General features: G+C 38.2%; 12 protein-coding genes. 1 reads left to right on the plus strand and 11 read right to left on the minus strand.

Translation table 11 applies throughout. From position 1 onward, the window contains the following. Positions 1-128: 128 nt before the first annotated feature. The 11 genes from ACT3S9_RS01830 to ACT3S9_RS01880 form a co-directional block, all read right to left on the minus strand. A protein-coding gene (locus ACT3S9_RS01830) for an IS3 family transposase (protein WP_444751098.1) occupies positions 129-1,219 on the minus strand; the annotation gives its coding sequence in 2 pieces (ribosomal slippage) (positions 129-1,027 and positions 1,027-1,219; 1,092 coding nt in all). Positions 1,220-1,337: 118 nt separating this feature from the next. After that, positions 1,338-2,090 (minus strand): IS21-like element helper ATPase IstB, encoded by a 753-nt coding sequence (istB, locus tag ACT3S9_RS01835; RefSeq protein ID WP_208835222.1) that lies wholly within the window; start codon positions 2,088-2,090, stop codon positions 1,338-1,340. Beyond that, the gene (gene istA / locus ACT3S9_RS01840; RefSeq protein ID WP_443490040.1) at positions 2,083-3,576 is read right to left on the minus strand and encodes an IS21 family transposase; all 1,494 of its coding nucleotides are present in this window, start codon (positions 3,574-3,576) and stop codon (positions 2,083-2,085) included. The genes istB and istA overlap by 8 nt, the downstream gene beginning before the upstream one ends. 163 nt (positions 3,577-3,739) lie before the next feature. Further along, a complete protein-coding gene (locus ACT3S9_RS01845) occupies positions 3,740-4,726 on the minus strand; it encodes a hypothetical protein (RefSeq protein ID WP_444750694.1) in 987 nt (328 codons plus the stop codon). Positions 4,727-4,856: 130 nt separating this feature from the next. Next, entirely contained in the window at positions 4,857-6,011 is a 1,155-nt protein-coding gene (locus ACT3S9_RS01850) for a tyrosine-type recombinase/integrase (protein ID WP_444750695.1), read from the minus strand. A 315-nt stretch (positions 6,012-6,326) separates the two neighbouring features. Continuing rightward, positions 6,327-6,872 (minus strand): hypothetical protein, encoded by a 546-nt coding sequence (locus tag ACT3S9_RS01855; protein WP_444750696.1) that lies wholly within the window; start codon positions 6,870-6,872, stop codon positions 6,327-6,329. Beyond that, positions 6,869-7,630, minus strand: coding sequence for an IS5 family transposase (locus ACT3S9_RS01860; protein ID WP_089367531.1), 762 nt, complete (start codon positions 7,628-7,630; stop codon positions 6,869-6,871). Before ACT3S9_RS01860 ends, ACT3S9_RS01855 begins: the two co-directional genes overlap by 4 nt. Positions 7,631-7,707: 77 nt before the next feature. Next, entirely contained in the window at positions 7,708-8,445 is a 738-nt protein-coding gene (locus ACT3S9_RS01865) for a hypothetical protein (protein ID WP_444750697.1), read from the minus strand. 12 nt (positions 8,446-8,457) lie between these two features. Then, positions 8,458-11,343 (minus strand): hypothetical protein, encoded by a 2,886-nt coding sequence (locus tag ACT3S9_RS01870; protein WP_444750698.1) that lies wholly within the window; start codon positions 11,341-11,343, stop codon positions 8,458-8,460. After that, entirely contained in the window at positions 11,336-12,940 is a 1,605-nt protein-coding gene (locus ACT3S9_RS01875; RefSeq protein ID WP_444750699.1) for a hypothetical protein, read from the minus strand. The genes ACT3S9_RS01870 and ACT3S9_RS01875 overlap by 8 nt, the downstream gene beginning before the upstream one ends. A 151-nt stretch (positions 12,941-13,091) precedes the next feature. Continuing rightward, positions 13,092-13,571, minus strand: coding sequence for a hypothetical protein (locus ACT3S9_RS01880; protein WP_444750700.1), 480 nt, complete (start codon positions 13,569-13,571; stop codon positions 13,092-13,094). A 2,302-nt stretch (positions 13,572-15,873) separates the two neighbouring features. Here ACT3S9_RS01880 and ACT3S9_RS01885 point away from each other — a divergent pair. Beyond that, positions 15,874-16,101 carry a hypothetical protein gene (locus tag ACT3S9_RS01885; RefSeq protein ID WP_444750701.1) on the plus strand — a complete coding sequence of 76 codons (228 nt, stop codon included), beginning with the start codon at positions 15,874-15,876 and terminating at the stop codon, positions 16,099-16,101. Positions 16,102-16,111: the final 10 nt, after the last annotated feature.

The raw sequence follows: 16,111 nt of genomic DNA on the forward strand, positions 1-16,111 counted from the left end.
GCCTAATTTGAGCTCGGTCTTTTTCTTTTTTTTTTTTGATGATGTTGTTTTACTCAAACATTACTTAAAAAAAATTAAAAATGTTCAGCTTAGATATATGATCTGAACCATCATTAGTGGACACTTCGTTAAGCGACATTTAGTTGTTCAAATTTCTCGGGGCTTAAATAGCCTAACGCACTATGCCTTCTCTTTTTGTTGTAATCAATTTCTATATATTCAAATACATGCTGCCTCATGGTTTCTCGGTTCATAATAGGCTCATATTGGATGGCTTCGACCTTGAGTGAATGGAAGAAGCTTTCCACACACGCATTATCCCAGCAGTTGCCTTTACGACTCATACTTTGCATTAAATGATGTTCGCTTAATAAATCACGATAAGCATGGGAAGCATATTGGCTGCCTCTATCACTATGTACAATGACATCTTTAGGTCTACCTCGGCGCCAGATAGCCATTTGCAGGGCGTCACACACCAAAGATGATGTCATGCGTGTACTCATTGACCAACCAATCACTGAGCGCGAGTACAGGTCGATAATCACAGCGAGGTAAAGCCATCCTTCGCTGGTCATTAGATACGTGATATCACCTGCCCATTTTTGGTTGGGCTTATCGGCGGTAAAGTTCTGCTCAAGTAAATTAGGGGCCACAGGTAAATTGTGTTTACTGTCGGTGGTCGACTTGAATTTACGAGCTGCTTTAGCTACTAAACCCTGACGTCCCATGCTTCTGTTGATGGTTTTTACATCATGTTTATTCCCTTGCTCCGCCAGCTCGACTTGGATACGTCTCGCACCGTCTCGCTCTTTACTGTCAACAAATACGGCTTTGACCTGAGTATCTAACATTTGCTGTTGTTGTTTGCGCTTACACACGTGCTCACATGATTTTATCCATGCATAAAACCCACTTGGCGATACACAAAGTACCTTAGCCATTCTGATAACGCTGAATGTGCTTCGGTAGCTTTGCATAAATTCAAATCGTGTTATTTTTGATTTTTCGCGAAGTAGGTGGCGGCTTTTTTTAATATGTCTAGCTCCTCTGCTTGCACCGCTAGTTGGCGTTTCAAACGAGCATTCTCGGTAGCTAACGTACTTTCTCTATCTGATGTAGATGCCTTTTTCAGAGCAGCAGTTCGCCAATAGTAAAGCTGGGACTCTGCGACACTTAATTCTCTGGCAGCTTGAGCAAAACCTACTTTACTCGCCAGCTTTAGTGCTTCTTCTTTGAATTCTTCTGAATAGGATTTACGTTTGGTCTTAGTTTATCTAGCGTCAATTAACTTGGCCGGTTCCGCGTCAATTATCTTGGCCGGTTGACACCGAATTTTATTTGCTCTTATTGAGCGCTGTTTTGCGTCGGTAACTTTCACCTTCGCAATGAATAATCGTTGCATGATGAACCAAGCGATCTATTGCCGCTACAGTCATCGTTGAATCATCAAATAGTTCATCCCATTGTTCGAATGATTTGTTTGATGTGATGATCATGCTGTGTCGCTCATAGCGATGGGCTATCAATTCAAACAGCACGCTCGTTTCCTGTTCCGTTTTTCGTACGTAACCAACGTCATCAACGATTAATAAGCTGTATTTATCGAGCTTTACAAGTTCGTCTTGCAAGCGTAAATGTCGCTTTGCTTGCTGGAGTTGTTGAACAATCGCTGACGCGGCAACAAACTTAACTTTATGGCCCTGCTCGATAAGGCCATAACCGATACTACTGGCGATATGCGTTTTACCAAGACCACTGGCGCCAAATAGCAATATATTGCCACCGTGCTTCAACCAATCCGGCTGATTTATTAAATCAGCAACAAGGGGCTTACTAACCCCATCAACAAGGGTAAAGTCGAAGCTGCTAAGGTGTTTACCCACGGGCAATTTTGCATCTTTTAAAAGCCGCTGAAGGCGTTTATCATCGCGTGTCGCAAGTTCAATATGGCACAGCTCAGATAAGTATTGCTGTGGGCTCCATTGTTCTTCTATCGCTTTTTTGCCCAGGGTATTCCACTGTTGAAGCATGGTGCTAAGCTTTAATTGTTTCAGCATTAAAGGTAACGAGGCCGTGAAGTTATCCATGTAGACCTCCCGGTATCATGCTGCTATAAGCGCTCAAGCTGTGTTGCTTTATTGTTATTGTGGGTATGTTTGATGCAATCACTAAAAATTGCGCTTCACATTCTCGGATGGCCGGTAATTGTCGCTGAGTAATTGACGCTGCTACAAATCGTCCTAATTGACGTTCGCACCCACTTTGTTTTGCTAAATGGAGCAGTTTTACCATGTAATAGCTCGCTTCATCCGCTAAAAGGTGGGCATTAACGTATTCCCAAATAGCTTTGTAATTGTCGCTTGGAAGTAAGTCGTCACGTAGTTGTGAGTAGCGAAATGCCAATGGTTTTTTAACCAGTGCGTCAATAACATGCAAGTAACTAATATTACGTGCACGGCATCCTTTAGAAGCATAGACACGCGCTAACGTTTGAACTAAATCGCTGCCATAGTGCAGCTCTAAACGGTTGTCATATAAACGAACCAGTAATCGGCTACCAATAAGGCGTGACGGGACGCTATAGGTAACACGTTTCAATGAAATAGTACTCGTACGTGACACCGTTAGATAATGCTCGGTGTAATTGACGCTCATCGTCCGTGGTAAAGCATGTAATTGTCGCTGCTCTACTGCGTATTTATCACTTACACGGCGATTACGGCGAGCTACAATGTCGGCAACAAACGATTCATAGACTTCTCTTGTCTGAAAGTCATAACTACCACGGATTTTTAATGCTTGCTCCAGTTGCGATTTAAGATGCCCATGAGGGCTCTCAATAGCCCCATTTTCATGCGCAATACCGCGGTTATTGCGGGTCGCTTTAAAGCCATAATGGGTGACTAATTCATTAAAGCGCTCTGTAAAATCGTTATCATTAGTGTGATTACGATAGGCGGCACTCAGACTGTCTGTACGCACTTCTTTAGGCACACCGCCGGCTGCTTTAAATGCGTTTTGCACGCCATCAGAAAAAGCAGCAAAGCTTTCACCGCCGTAGATCACTTGGGCGTAAGCCCAGCCACTGGCGGGCATACGATAATGAAACAACATATGCTTTAAGGGTTCACTAGCAATGGTAACGGGTGACTTCACATGTGTAAAATCACACATACCTAATAGGCCATACTCGTGTGTTTGCAGGAATACGACCTCTTTACTTGAGCCATACAGTGCCCGCCATTTATGAATTCGACGCTCTAATGTACGCCGTGAGCTAGGGTTAAATTTGTCGGTGTGAAACTCGCAAAGGTGATCAAAAATTCCCACCGGAGTTAACGTTGCATCACCTTGAAGTAGAGGGACAACAATACTGTCCCAGATAGACTCAAGTGGATCTATACGCGTTCGCCATTGGCGTTTATTAGACAATGGCTGCTCATCCAGTTTATCAATGCGCCTTGCTGAACGTTCTGAAATACCTGCTTTCGCAGCCGCGATAACTTGGCTATTACGTTTTCTATGTTTCATATAAATAGTGACCTGCTGATCAGTGATTCGTGTTCCCGGCACAGTGAACTCCTCCGTTCTGCTGTACCGAACCTTATCAGATCAACCGGCCAAGATAATTGTCGCTAGACCGGCCACCGTAATTGTCGCTTAATAGTTTCACCATTAGTGTATGTAATGTGAGCATGAATGCGTTGCTTACCTGTGCTTTCTTTTTCACCACGCTCTACCTGTACCGACCATATAGGGTATAGTTTAAACTTATTTGAAATTCGGTATAAGTCGTTAATAATTTTGCATCACTGCTTATCATGTCACACACCTTTCCACCGTCTTGTCTTTTTCTAAGTGAAGACAATGTTGTGCGTGCTATAAAGTAATCGGCAATGACAATATCAATGATGTACTTATCTTTTTGTTTAAAATAGTTTTTAAAGTCAGGACGTTGATACTCAGGAACATAATCAGATGTGTATACCTTAATATCAGTAACATGCGCTGCATCACTAAATTTTTGTAGCTCTTTTTTCACGCTTGCTTTAAATGTTTTAATTTTTTGAGGTGTGTTCATGTCTTCAAGATCATAAGACACCGCCTGTATATTTTTTGCATATTTGAGTAACTTAGTGGATGTTTCGGCTATGCGCTTTTCAATTTTATTTCTTGCCTCTGAAAATTCAGCGATTAAGGTATAGCGATAATCGCGTTTTGAGTGAACATAATTCACTTCAACAGTTAACGATAATAAGTTTTGATCTGCGACTCTTCTATTATCAAGTATGTTATCTAATTTATGCTGTAACGTTGTTTGAAGCTGCACTGCATGGTTTGTTTTTTGCGCTATTAAGGCACAAGGGCACAGCGTAATATTGCCCTCTTTAGTAATATACTGAGATAAATAGCTCAACATTCGCCGACGCGGCTTTGATGGCTTTTTGGTATACCCTAAAAATTGTGTAATGTGTTTTTGACACGCCCGCTTATGGCTAGAGGCAGAGTAAGGAATGGTGCACTCGTACTGTTTAAACAAACCAATAATAGGTTGAAACATCATCCTGTTACTAAATTCATCATACCATTGGCTTTTGTTGAGCTGCTTTAATGGCATATCCATTAGCTTAGCAAACGCAGTTTGAGCTACGTTTAAATCTATCTCAAACTCTTTAGTTGATTGGTACGCCAACGTATTACCTGGGCATTGTTTGCAAATCATAAGTAACCTCTTTTGGGTTAGTAGTAAATTAAATGCGCATAAGCGCGGTATTAGTATTAAATGGTATAGGTGTGGGATGCGTTTGTTTGGCGTTAAGCAATCAAACGCATAGCCATTAACTGTGTGTGCTTTATGCAATCCCGCGTTCAATCATCATTTCATTAAACGCAAAGCCATCTTGCCTTGACGCATTGGCAACATAGGGTGCGTATACGTCAAACAATAAACGTGTGTCGCTGTGGCCCAGCATGTGCGAAATGTACAGTGGGTTTTCATGCGCAGCGATATGCAGTACAGCAGCGGTATGGCGTGTTTCGTAAGGGCGGCGGCGTGCAAGGCCCGCTTTATTAAGTGTGGGGTACCACAGTTGAGTGCTTACAAAGTGGGTATCAAGCGGTTTGCCTTTGTGAGTAAACACAAATTCACTGGTTGTTTGTTTTTGTAAGCGTTTAAATAGCGAAAAGAGTGTATTACACATCTTTAAGTCGCGGCGCGATTTAGGTGTTTTTACATCCCCGAGTTCACCATTTACCCAATTGTGACGAATACGAATGAGGCGATGATTAAAATCCACATCCTCCCAGCGCAGGCCATGTATTTCACAGCTACGCATACCAGTCCAAAATCGCACCGTAAAATAATCGCGCCATTGTGTAGGAGTACATTCTAAAAAGCGTTGTACTTCATCTGCGGTTAGTGGCAGTGAATTAGCGCGTTCTTCTTTTAAGGTTTTATAGCGGCGTAATGGGTAAGTAAAGTCATGCTCTTCGGCGGCTAAACTTAAAATAGCCACAAACGGCCATAAAATACCGTTAATGCGTTTATTAGAAAGTTTACGGGCCCCTTTGGTATCGCACACCATTAAGCTTTCGCGAAAATAGTCCACATTAGCCAACTTGATCTCATTAACTAATATATTGCCAAATTCAGGAATAAGGTAACGGTCGAGCGTATTACGTACCACGCTTTGATAACTACTTTTCCATTTTGCTTTTTGACGATCGAACCATTCATTCGCGTAATCGTTAAAAAACGGATAAAGACGATCGGGATCTTTAGCGCGTTGCAAAGCTTCAAACTTAGCGACCTTTTTACTTTCAGGAAAATAATCACGGTATTGAAAAGTTTCTAAATCAATTTCAGCATTGATTTTTTTAAGCGTTGCATTGGCTTTTTTAATATTAACAGGGGTTGCCATGAGCTTAGTGCCTTCACGAAAGCGCTGCCCATAAATGTGTAAATCAAATTGAATACGCCCATTGGGGCGAATGCGAATGTGAGCCATAAAGGCCTCCATCAGTTAATGGATCTATAAATAGATCTATCCCTCACCGATGGAATTCGTTAGAATTGGATCATCGGCTGGGTCGAGTTAAAGTCAGCGCAGCCGGTACGGGGTAGGGAGGTTGCCGCCTCTTTACCCCAACTGCTTATTTTATCTTCAGTTACACCAATACCATACACTAAGTACGAAATCGCGCAACTGATTAGAATTTCACTATTAAAATATAGCAAGTACTGTCTATTTGTCCAGTGTTTTATTGTTGAGTTTCGAGTTTGTCGTGATATCTTGCTTAGCACAAACGCAGTAGCAGATAATTTAAACATCATCAAACCCTAGAGCATCAAGTTGTGGGTCACCGAAATCCTCTCCACTGATCCCCAGTTTTTTCTCCAATGCTTTTTTAGCTTCTATTACCTTGTTCATTTTTTCAGGTGCAAGTTCAATATCATCAATACATTGATATGGATTGACTGAGTCTGTATCGCTATAAAAACCGAGACTACGTTTTCCATCTTCATCTAGTAACATTTGCAACTTGATTTGAATAGCTGTTGTGATGTCATTAATTTTCACTTTTGAAAGTGTACTTAAGTTAATGCGGTAAATCATAGGCGATGTTTCATTGATATGCTGTGTGGATAAAAAACAATTACCACCAGTTTCTTCAGTTAACCCAGCTAACATTACGCAATTACTGTCTATGTACAATAGTGCTTCGTTTGCTTTTTTTACCATGTCCATACTACGGTAGATTTTAATTTCATTTTTTAAGGTATAGATACTGATAACAAGCTTTTGCTCAACGACGTAGTTTATTTCTTTTTTATTAGGGGCTGTTGATCTTTGTAGTACATATATCAATCAGCCCACATTGGTAGCCACATCATAGTAAATGCTAAAGCGAGCATTGAATGATAATTTCGTTCAAGCTTTTCATACCGCGTGGCTATCCCTCTATATTGCTTAATACGGCCAAATGCATTCTCAACCAAGTGCCGATATTTGTACATGCACCAGTCAATATCTTCATTGCCTACTAAACTGTTGCCCTTACGTGGAATAACGGGTGTAGCGTTATTATCACGAACAAACGCTCTCAGTTTTTCACTGTCGTAGCCTTTATCTGCGACAACCATATTACTTGTTGGGCAATTAGCTACGAGTGACTCTGCATGGACGATATCATGCGTATTCCCACAGGATAATTCATAATAAACAGGCAACCCTCCGCTATCGACTGCAAGATGAATTTTCGTAGAATTTCCACCTCGGCTCTTTCCAATTGATTCATTGTCAGCAGTTCTTGCACCGCAACTATGTTGATGAGCCCTGACAATACTGCCATCAATGAAGACCCAATCCATGTCCGCATCACGAGATAATGCGCGAAACAGTTCATTCAAAATCCCTTTTTTGGACCATAAATTAAACCGTCTGTAGATAGCACTCCAACGGCCAAAATCAGAAGGTAAATCTCGCCATGGAATACCTGTGCGCATCTTATACAGTATGCCTTCGAGCGTTTTTCTATGGTTGGGCTTATTATAAATTCGACCACTTAAGTACATTACTTTTGATAAGACATTCCATGTCCCGTCTGTTAACATTAATCTTGGCATGTAGGTTCGGTGTAAAGTTTTCTGGCGAATTCAATTATACCTTATCTTCATGCTGTTTGTTTTTCATACCACAAAGATCAACACGCCCTAGTATAATCACGTAAAGAAAGTAACGAGTTGGATATTACGTTATTACCATCACTAAATACCGCCCGCTCATCATCAGTATATATAGTCACAGTTTCGGATTTAGTTGATAGAGCGAGATTTTTTAAGTTTTCAACGCCATCCTTATTCAATAATAAGTCAAATTTTGGTGTAAACCCTTCAGGAACATCAAATGGAATGATTTTGTTGTCACGTTCGATACGAATTTTCGATTCTGCTTTATTCGTTTCAAATGAATCGTAAGGCGTATATGAATTTGCGATATTGGCCATTTCTATTGCTGAGGCTGTTGGTATTGTTAGCTTCTTTGCTTGTTCAACAAACATTAAAAAATCAAGGTGTTCTGCCACTATCTCTTTAGCCAGAATATATATACGTGATTCGCCTTTTGTTAGGGTGTCAACGTGTGGGTAGGGGCTTTTGGAGGTATACTCAATATCGACTTCAATATTGGTCTGTTGTGAATGGAGACACAAACACTGCTTAAAGCTACTTGCGGATAAACTCCACTGTCCATTTTTTAATAACCAATCTTCTTCAACATCTAGACTGATTATTTGCATGCTATCACCTGCCCCCATAATTATTTTGCATGTTTTATCATCGATAATAAATGAAATCCGAGCTTCAGCATCTAATTTTATTACGCTCTTTAAAAAATCATTTATCGAAGTTTGCTCTTTTGGTTTAACAACTATTTTTGCCATTATTAGTTATCCTTATTTTAAGGTTATGTTTAAAAAGTATTGTTCCAACGTTTGCGCTAGCAATGTAGAAGGAATGAGTGTTTTCAGTGTGATAATTAATTGAGTATTTCCATAAGGCGTTTTACGCCAGTTAAAATTATCGGCTTTACGTAAAAATTGGTGCTTAACCATATTTAATTTGTTGCTGTTAAGGCTTTTTCTATTTTGGATTAGTAAAAAAGTAGCCGTGTAATGCTTTAATGACCCTCTGTGGCAAAGGGTTTTAAAAGCTTGCAATGTCTTTTGGTTGCATTTACACGAAAATTGAATATCAAGGGTTTCGATATTTGATTTATCCTTTGGTGTGTGAAGAATTACTTTAGGTTTACCCAATGTTTTAAGCGCTGTTAGCTCTTTAGAGGTAAAGTTTAGATATTGTCCTTTTGCTAATTGACGCCATTGAATATTAGCTGTTTTAAAGTCTAAGATTTCTTTATTCAGCGCAGTAAATACCTTTTTACAAAAGTAATAAAACGTATTTGTATTTTTATCGATAAAATCTTCAGGTAAGGAGCTAACCCAGAGAGGTGTAAAATCACATTTATTAAATGTAGAATGCTGTTTATTGGTCGTGCTGCTCTTACCTCCCATGAGGGTATTCAATTTCAGTTTATTTATAATTTGGCTCTCTGCTAACTCAGGCTGGAACTGCTTTTTATCCTTATTGCTCAGTAATGAGTACTCTTGACTAAGTGAGTTTAAAATACGCGAAATATCATTTGAACCTACAGGGATATCAATGATATAGCGAAGCTCTGCTCGTGAGTATTGGCGACATGCAGGTTTGAGTAATGCAATTGTTTTTTCCATGCCATGAAGGTAATGACGACGAGTCGTTGCGTAGCTGGAGTGTCCCAGCTGTTTTGCTATAACGTCTAATAATAGTCCGGCATTCATTTTGTCAAATGGTCGGCCTTCTAACCAAAAATCAAAACGCGCTAAACAGCTTTCTTTAGATAGCATTGCCTCTGTAGCTTCATCTTGAAGGATATTTGATAAGTGACATCCTTGACGCTGATAAGCGAGATGTAATCCCTGTAAGTAAAGTAATTCCGCACCACCATGACGCAAATGATGGAAGCGTACTTTAGGGCCGAATAGTGCTTTTAATGCTTGAGTTGCAGGGTAGATATAATAGCTTGAGCGCAAGCCTATAGATTCGTGTTCAAAACCAAGTAAAGGTTTCGTTTCATCACAGCCTGTTTTGATTTTTAATAATATTCGTATAAGTTTGGCTGCTGGCTCTGGCATAAATACAGTAATTATTCTCGTCTTTTTATTTTTAGTCGTCCCCTCTGGCGTATTCCTTATAACGATACTAAAAAGCTGATTTTTTTGTGAGTTTATGTTCGTAATGTCACCTAGGCATAACCTTAAAATTTCGCCTCTTCGCATAGCTCCGTAATACCCTAAGATGACTGCTATGCTAGCAAATAGTCGTTGCATGGCATGCCCATTTTTTGAAGAAAGTAATAGCTCTACGGTGCTGTTTATCTGAGACACATTTAAGCAAAATGGATCAACAAGAGAAGGCAGCTCAGGGCGCTCGAATTGTTCTAGATCTAACTCATCAGTGATCTCTTGATGTGCTGCACTGCGAAGGAAATTATATAAATGCCACGGTGTTGTTTTTGCATCTAAACGTTCGAACTCTTTATGTGCCCAACTATGCAATGTTTCCGGGTTGGAGGCATCGTCAAAGCTTAATGGGTTTAAGTTTTTATAAAAGTTTGTATAGCGGTCGATACTTTGAGGAGGGAGTATTTTTTTGTGAACCCCACCTTCATTAAATAGTTCATCAGTAAAGTGAAAAAACAGTTTTGGTATTACATTGTCAGGATCCCAATCTGGCGCAGTAGGCCTTATAGAGTTTTTTTTGGATGATAGCTTATGGTATTTAATAAGTTTTTTATGAGGCCATGCATCGGCGAGTGCTTTTTTTTCTGCCCCAATAACCGCTTTATTCAACGGGGGGATGAATAATAATTTTTCTTTTGCCGTATCAATAGTATAAGATTTTGTGGATTCAAGTGGCGATACATGACGCATAGGATCACTTAAGTCACGTAATAATTTTGGTGGCACAGCATAGTGGTGATGCCAGAATGATTGGAACATACGCAGCCATTCTGCGGGGCCCATTGCAGCGAAATAATATGGCTCAGTATCTACCCACCGATTAATAGCATCCGATAATGATTTTGTTGTTAACGCCTTTTCAGGGAGATATTTATAAAAGTTTTGTAAAACCCTTAAAGGGAAAGCTGGTAGTGGGTAACGTGTGAAGCTCGTGTTGCTGTTATCTGCATATGAAGTAATAGGTTTAGGGTGTGACACTTTGAGTGTAAATTGCCCTTCGAAAAACTCAATACAGGTAGGTGTTGATAATATTCTTTGCCAGTACGATAAATGCAGCGGTGCCACTTCAAAGTTCAACACAAGCAATACCCAACCTAAGTCATGCCATCGCTTAACTATAAAAGATTCACGTTGTGACTCATATCGGGAAAAACATTGACTTGCTAGTAGATTTTTCTTATGAATACTAAGCAACCACTTCGTTGACTCATCCGTAAAAGCTTGCTCTTTTACTTCTGGTAGCTGCCAATTACATATTTCTTTTAAATAAAATAAAACTTGATCAAGTGCGCTTAATAACACTCGTTGTTTACCTGTGGGAATACTTTTAATTTGCTTATTAATTTCGTTGAGCTGTTCTTTTGATAATGCCCGTTCATTAATATTCAAAGAGTTAATTAGATCGCATACCGACTGAAGCTTGCTAGTTTCCTCGCACTCCATACCGAGTTCTTCACGATAGGTAATAATAGTCTGAGCCGTTAGTGGTTTTTTAGCCATGATTTACTCCTTTTATCTCAGCTAAATTTAAAAACTCAGGGATTTTATTTAAAAAGGAGCCAAATTTGTTTAGTACGACAGGAAATAGCTCATCGCTTCCTAGCTGTTCTCCATAATTTGCATGCCCCATAAGTCGGCTTATATCTTGCGACGTGAGCGTAGGAGATAACGATGCTAATGCATGCTGGGAAAAAAAGTGTCGTAGATGATAAGGTACTATTTTTACTTCCCCAGGATTAGCTTTTGACCACCACTTAGCCATAAACGGTCGTAAAATTTTTGCTGATAATGGCTTTACCGCCAAATTTTCATCAATCAAAAACCACATTAATGGAGAATCAAAAGTAGTAGATGAATGACGTTGCAAGTTTTGCAGTAAAAGCTCGTAGCGTAATAATGCAAGACGAAAATAGTCACATAACCAAATAGTACGATAACGACCTTTATCAAAAATGATGGCAGAGTGTTTATCGAAGCAATATTCTTTTTTAAATGTAATTTCGTGTGTTGGACGTGCGCTTGTTAATGCAATATATAATAGTGCAAGTTCATATACTCTAAAGTTATACAGCTTCAGTAAACTTTCTAGCGTATGTTTACTTTGCTCAAGCTTTTGACCTTGCAAGTGAAGTTCGTGAAAAAAGCGACGTACTGAATCAACATTTACATATCGTATTGAACCTATAAAAATAGGCGGGGTGTTTATATAGTTTCGTTTTGCTGTCGATATATCATAGTGTAATGAAGGTATTTTCCCTGATGTACAGAGGTAGTCTTGTTGTTTGCTCGTATAGCGAATGATTTGAGAGTCGTTATGCAAAATAGGCTTTGCAGCGCTAAACAGCTTTAATAGCTCAGGCTCATAGATAGCTTGCGATAGTCGATCTAAGTAATATGTTTGGGCAATAAAAATATCAGATCTTATTTGGTCACTGCTGCGTCTTTGATAATGAAAAGCACTAGAATGATGTAAGTTATCAACTCCAAGTAAAACTGCTTTTGCTGGTGTTGTTAGGCTGGGATCGCATTGAACCATTTTTTTGAAGTAATTAAACAAAACATCCTTACGAACTAGGTATTTTCCTTTTAATACAGAAGGAGTGCGCCATTTATCATTAATAAAACGTAAGAATATTTCTTTCTCTTCCTGGCTCATCACCCAACAATTATTAGCTTGAAGCGTTTTAGTTATTGCATCAGAGAACCAGTGATTTAAACCATTTGGAATAGGTTGCCATTGCCAGTTAATACCGCCTTTAGTTGGGTAAGCAATAGCATATTCTACCCATGAAGGGTTATTTCTACGGACACTCCTTAAACTGTGTTGTTGGCAAGGGCTATTACCGCTAACAATGGTGATATCTGGAATATCTTTGATTGATCTACATGACGTGAGAGCATCAGACAGCCATAGGTATAAGAAGTTAAAAAGTGCGCGATCGTATGCTGTTACTTTTGTACTTGATGATGGTTTATATAGTTTTTTTAATCTTATTACAGCTGCCAATAACTTAAGAGCATAATGCCTAGCATTGGGAAATGGGGCTCCACTATTTTTATATCTTTCTTTTGATTTAATGGCTTCATTACTCATCATTTATACACTTCTCGTTTAGTTGTTCGTTATTGGAGTCGGTTAACTTTAAAGCTAAATAGTAGGTTTACCTCAGCACACTAGTGACGCTTAAAAACATGAATAAATCGCATGGTCTTTATTCATAAAATTCGGTTAATGAATTCGGTTTTTATCAGATACATTTATCACCTCTAATGCTTGACGGAGATACTTGAGCTAAATGACTAAGCTGTTTTTTACTGGGTACAGCTAAATTAAGTGACTTAGCGTTATTATGCCGACCGTGTAATTGCTGCAGTAAAGATCTGAATTCAGGTGCAAGTAGTGCCGGCTTTATTAGCTCAAGGGTAGAAATTATTGGCTCAGCTTCATCATAAATAATGAGTGATGCTATTAACTTAAATGCTGCATTATGACTGAGAATAATTTTGATCAGAGGCATAATAATTAATGCTATATACTGTCCTTCTTTTTTACTCTTCAAGACAGGTATAGGGCTAGAATCAAGCAAACATTGAAGCTGTTCAATTGAAAGAAACTGGATGTCGGGTAGTTTTTTCTGCGTAAATTTCTCGTCTGATACCAAAGCAGTCAGCGTTGGGTGCTGTTGCAATTCAAGCGCGTTTAACGGTAGTTTTTTAATCTTTGGCACAACAATAGCTCCCTATATAATTTAATTTTACGATTATCGATATGTTCATTTTGTTATTAATTAATATTGCTCTGAGCTTTACTAAAAATAGAAAAAGTGCACTTTAAAGGATGTAAATCTAATGACATTTGTATGACCTTAATGGGTAACTTACCAATGCACTGGTTTACTTTTAAATTTACGACATCATTTTTAGTCAGCTCCCTTAATCGTGGATGACCTTGTAATTTTGCTTTGGTTAACTGAATCTTTTTTTGCTTATAGTGCATATAGCTCACTCTATTTAATTAACGTATTCATGTTTAATTTATGGTAACCCTTTACCATTTTTGTTTTGACTATTAAGTCTGGCTATTTAGGCCTACTTATTTAGGGCGAATAAACCATTCGCGTTTTGTAAAAACCTCCGGCATTTTTTATAAATGAATTTATTCATTTATTTATGTTTAATTATGTTTAATTATGGTAACGCGCTTTTTTTGCTACAGCGGCGATTAACTCCTGCTTTGTAGGTATACTTATTTGGCGAACTAAACTTAACATCCTCACGTATTAAAATGACTCAATAGCTAAAATGTGAATAAAATAAATAGTAAAGGAATTTTTAATGTGTCTCAGATTAGAGACCCCTTTTTTAGCACCTGAAAAAGATCAGGCGATAAAAATATTTTTTATAAAAAACAATGTTCGTTTAAAAGCCATCAATGAAGCATATTTTCAATGACTTAGGGGTTGTTCGTTTTTTGCTTTATTAAAATAAATGTCTCTTTGAATTTTAAATTTTTAATTTTTGTAAGTTTTTTATTTCAATTGGTTAGTGATTTTTAGGTTTCGTGTCCCATATAAAAAATCGCAGTCAAAAATGCTAAGTTATTGAAAATATACTTATGCAATTTTGTTTTGATAAATTTTGGACACAAAAAAGAGACCTATAGGCAAATTAACAAAAATGCTTATTGGTTGTGTGGTTAGGTAGGCTGGTTTAAACCTACTTTGCTAGTTCAGTTGAACTAGCGGTTAGTTGGCTAAATAGCCAAAGGGGTTTTATCGCCGAAGCGACTTTTTATTTGCCGAAGCAAAAAGGGGGTTATCGCCGAAGCGACTTTTTATTTGCAGAAGCAAAAAGATTTTTTATCGCCTTTGCGATAATGGTTCTCTTTCGCCGAAGCGAATTCTTTACCAAAGTAAAAAGGTTTTTGTCGTTGAAGATAGTTTTCACCTTAGCGACGTATGTAACTTATAACAGCTATAATATTTTTTCAACATTAGCGTTAGTCTAATTTTTAGATTTTTAGATCCCGCTTTAGTATTACTGAAGTTTGGCTTTTAAAAAGCTTGATAACTTTTGCGTAAATTAAATCTGTATTTTCACAACTAGTTAATAGTTTACTAATTAGTACCTACGAAAGATTGGAGCATAAATATAAGATGGTCAACACTCATATCACTTAACTTAGTTCAGTGTATTTGAGGTAAAACCGGTTTGTTACTATCTGCCTTTTCTCCGTAAATTTTAGATAGTCTAAAAATATTAGTACCCATTCATCTGAACGAACTTTGAATTTCCACACTTTTCCAGGCTTCTATACCTCTTAAGCTTTTCAAACCTTTTATCTGAAGCTATAAATAGCACTGATAACTTATAAAATAGCTCTCGTAAACCCCAATTTACGATAGCTATTATTATGTTAAGTAGGTGGTTAGGTTACATCCAGTGTGAAATAACCAGAAATATTGACTTGTATTGAAACGGAAAGGAAGTAATTGGGCTGGTTTAAAGGTTCACGTATTCGAACTGAATTGCCCCGTGTTTGCCAGAGACACAATAGCTTGAGAAACTGGAACTATGAAAAAATCAAATCGCTATACATCAGAATTTCGTGAACGTGCAATTAGACCTGTTACTACACAACCGCATCAATGCCTATACTGTCCTTTAGGTGATCGAATTTTAAACTAATATCCAGCCTCTTTATTTTATGTTTAATCCCCAATGGAGGTACTGTTGTATATAGGCCATTCAATGTTTAAGGATCAGGTTATATATATGTGTCGTTATAGCGCTGCTTACATGGCCTATAACCATGAATACTCTCGCATCTCACCCAAGTTTTAATACAATTAGTACTAATTCTGAGGATCTTTTTGGTGCTAACTGACGGCTAATAACGATATACAATATAGTCTTATTGAAGTTTTAGTGGTAGTTTAGTTAGGTTAATTATATTTACATTGTGTTTGGCGTAGTTATTTATAATAAAGCCTTAGCCTATCCACCATACACTTTAACATGGACGTATCAATGATAAAGATTGTTATTCTTGCTTGTTTTGTTCTTTGGATGTTCATCCGTCAGCTTACTAAATCAAACCCAAATTCAATTTGGCGTATTAAATTAAAACGTTTATCTCGTTATACCTTAATTGGCGCTATAGGTTGGCTAATAATTATCACCTTAGGCTCTGTAAAATATCAAATATATACAGACAAAACATTTACCTATAGAGGTAATGATCTGAACCATCATTAGTGGACACTTC

This window comes from Pseudoalteromonas sp. AOP31-A2-14, from assembly GCF_052378035.1.
GTDB lineage: Bacteria > Pseudomonadota > Gammaproteobacteria > Enterobacterales > Alteromonadaceae > Pseudoalteromonas.

What these genes read in the sequence shown, in the direction of transcription:
- ACT3S9_RS01850 (WP_444750695.1), bottom strand. Translation starts at nt 6,011, where the DNA reads ATGGCTCACATTCGCATTCGCCCCAATGGGCGTATTCAATTTGATTTA.
- ACT3S9_RS01885 (WP_444750701.1), top strand. Translation starts at nt 15,874, where the DNA reads ATGATAAAGATTGTTATTCTTGCTTGTTTTGTTCTTTGGATGTTCATC.
- ACT3S9_RS01845 (WP_444750694.1), bottom strand. Translation starts at nt 4,726, where the DNA reads ATGATTTGCAAACAATGCCCAGGTAATACGTTGGCGTACCAATCAACT.
- ACT3S9_RS01875 (WP_444750699.1), bottom strand. Translation starts at nt 12,940, where the DNA reads ATGATGAGTAATGAAGCCATTAAATCAAAAGAAAGATATAAAAATAGT.
- istB (WP_208835222.1), bottom strand. Translation starts at nt 2,090, where the DNA reads ATGGATAACTTCACGGCCTCGTTACCTTTAATGCTGAAACAATTAAAG.
- ACT3S9_RS01870 (WP_444750698.1), bottom strand. Translation starts at nt 11,343, where the DNA reads ATGGCTAAAAAACCACTAACGGCTCAGACTATTATTACCTATCGTGAA.
- ACT3S9_RS01865 (WP_444750697.1), bottom strand. Translation starts at nt 8,445, where the DNA reads ATGGCAAAAATAGTTGTTAAACCAAAAGAGCAAACTTCGATAAATGAT.
- ACT3S9_RS01860 (WP_089367531.1), bottom strand. Translation starts at nt 7,630, where the DNA reads ATGCCAAGATTAATGTTAACAGACGGGACATGGAATGTCTTATCAAAA.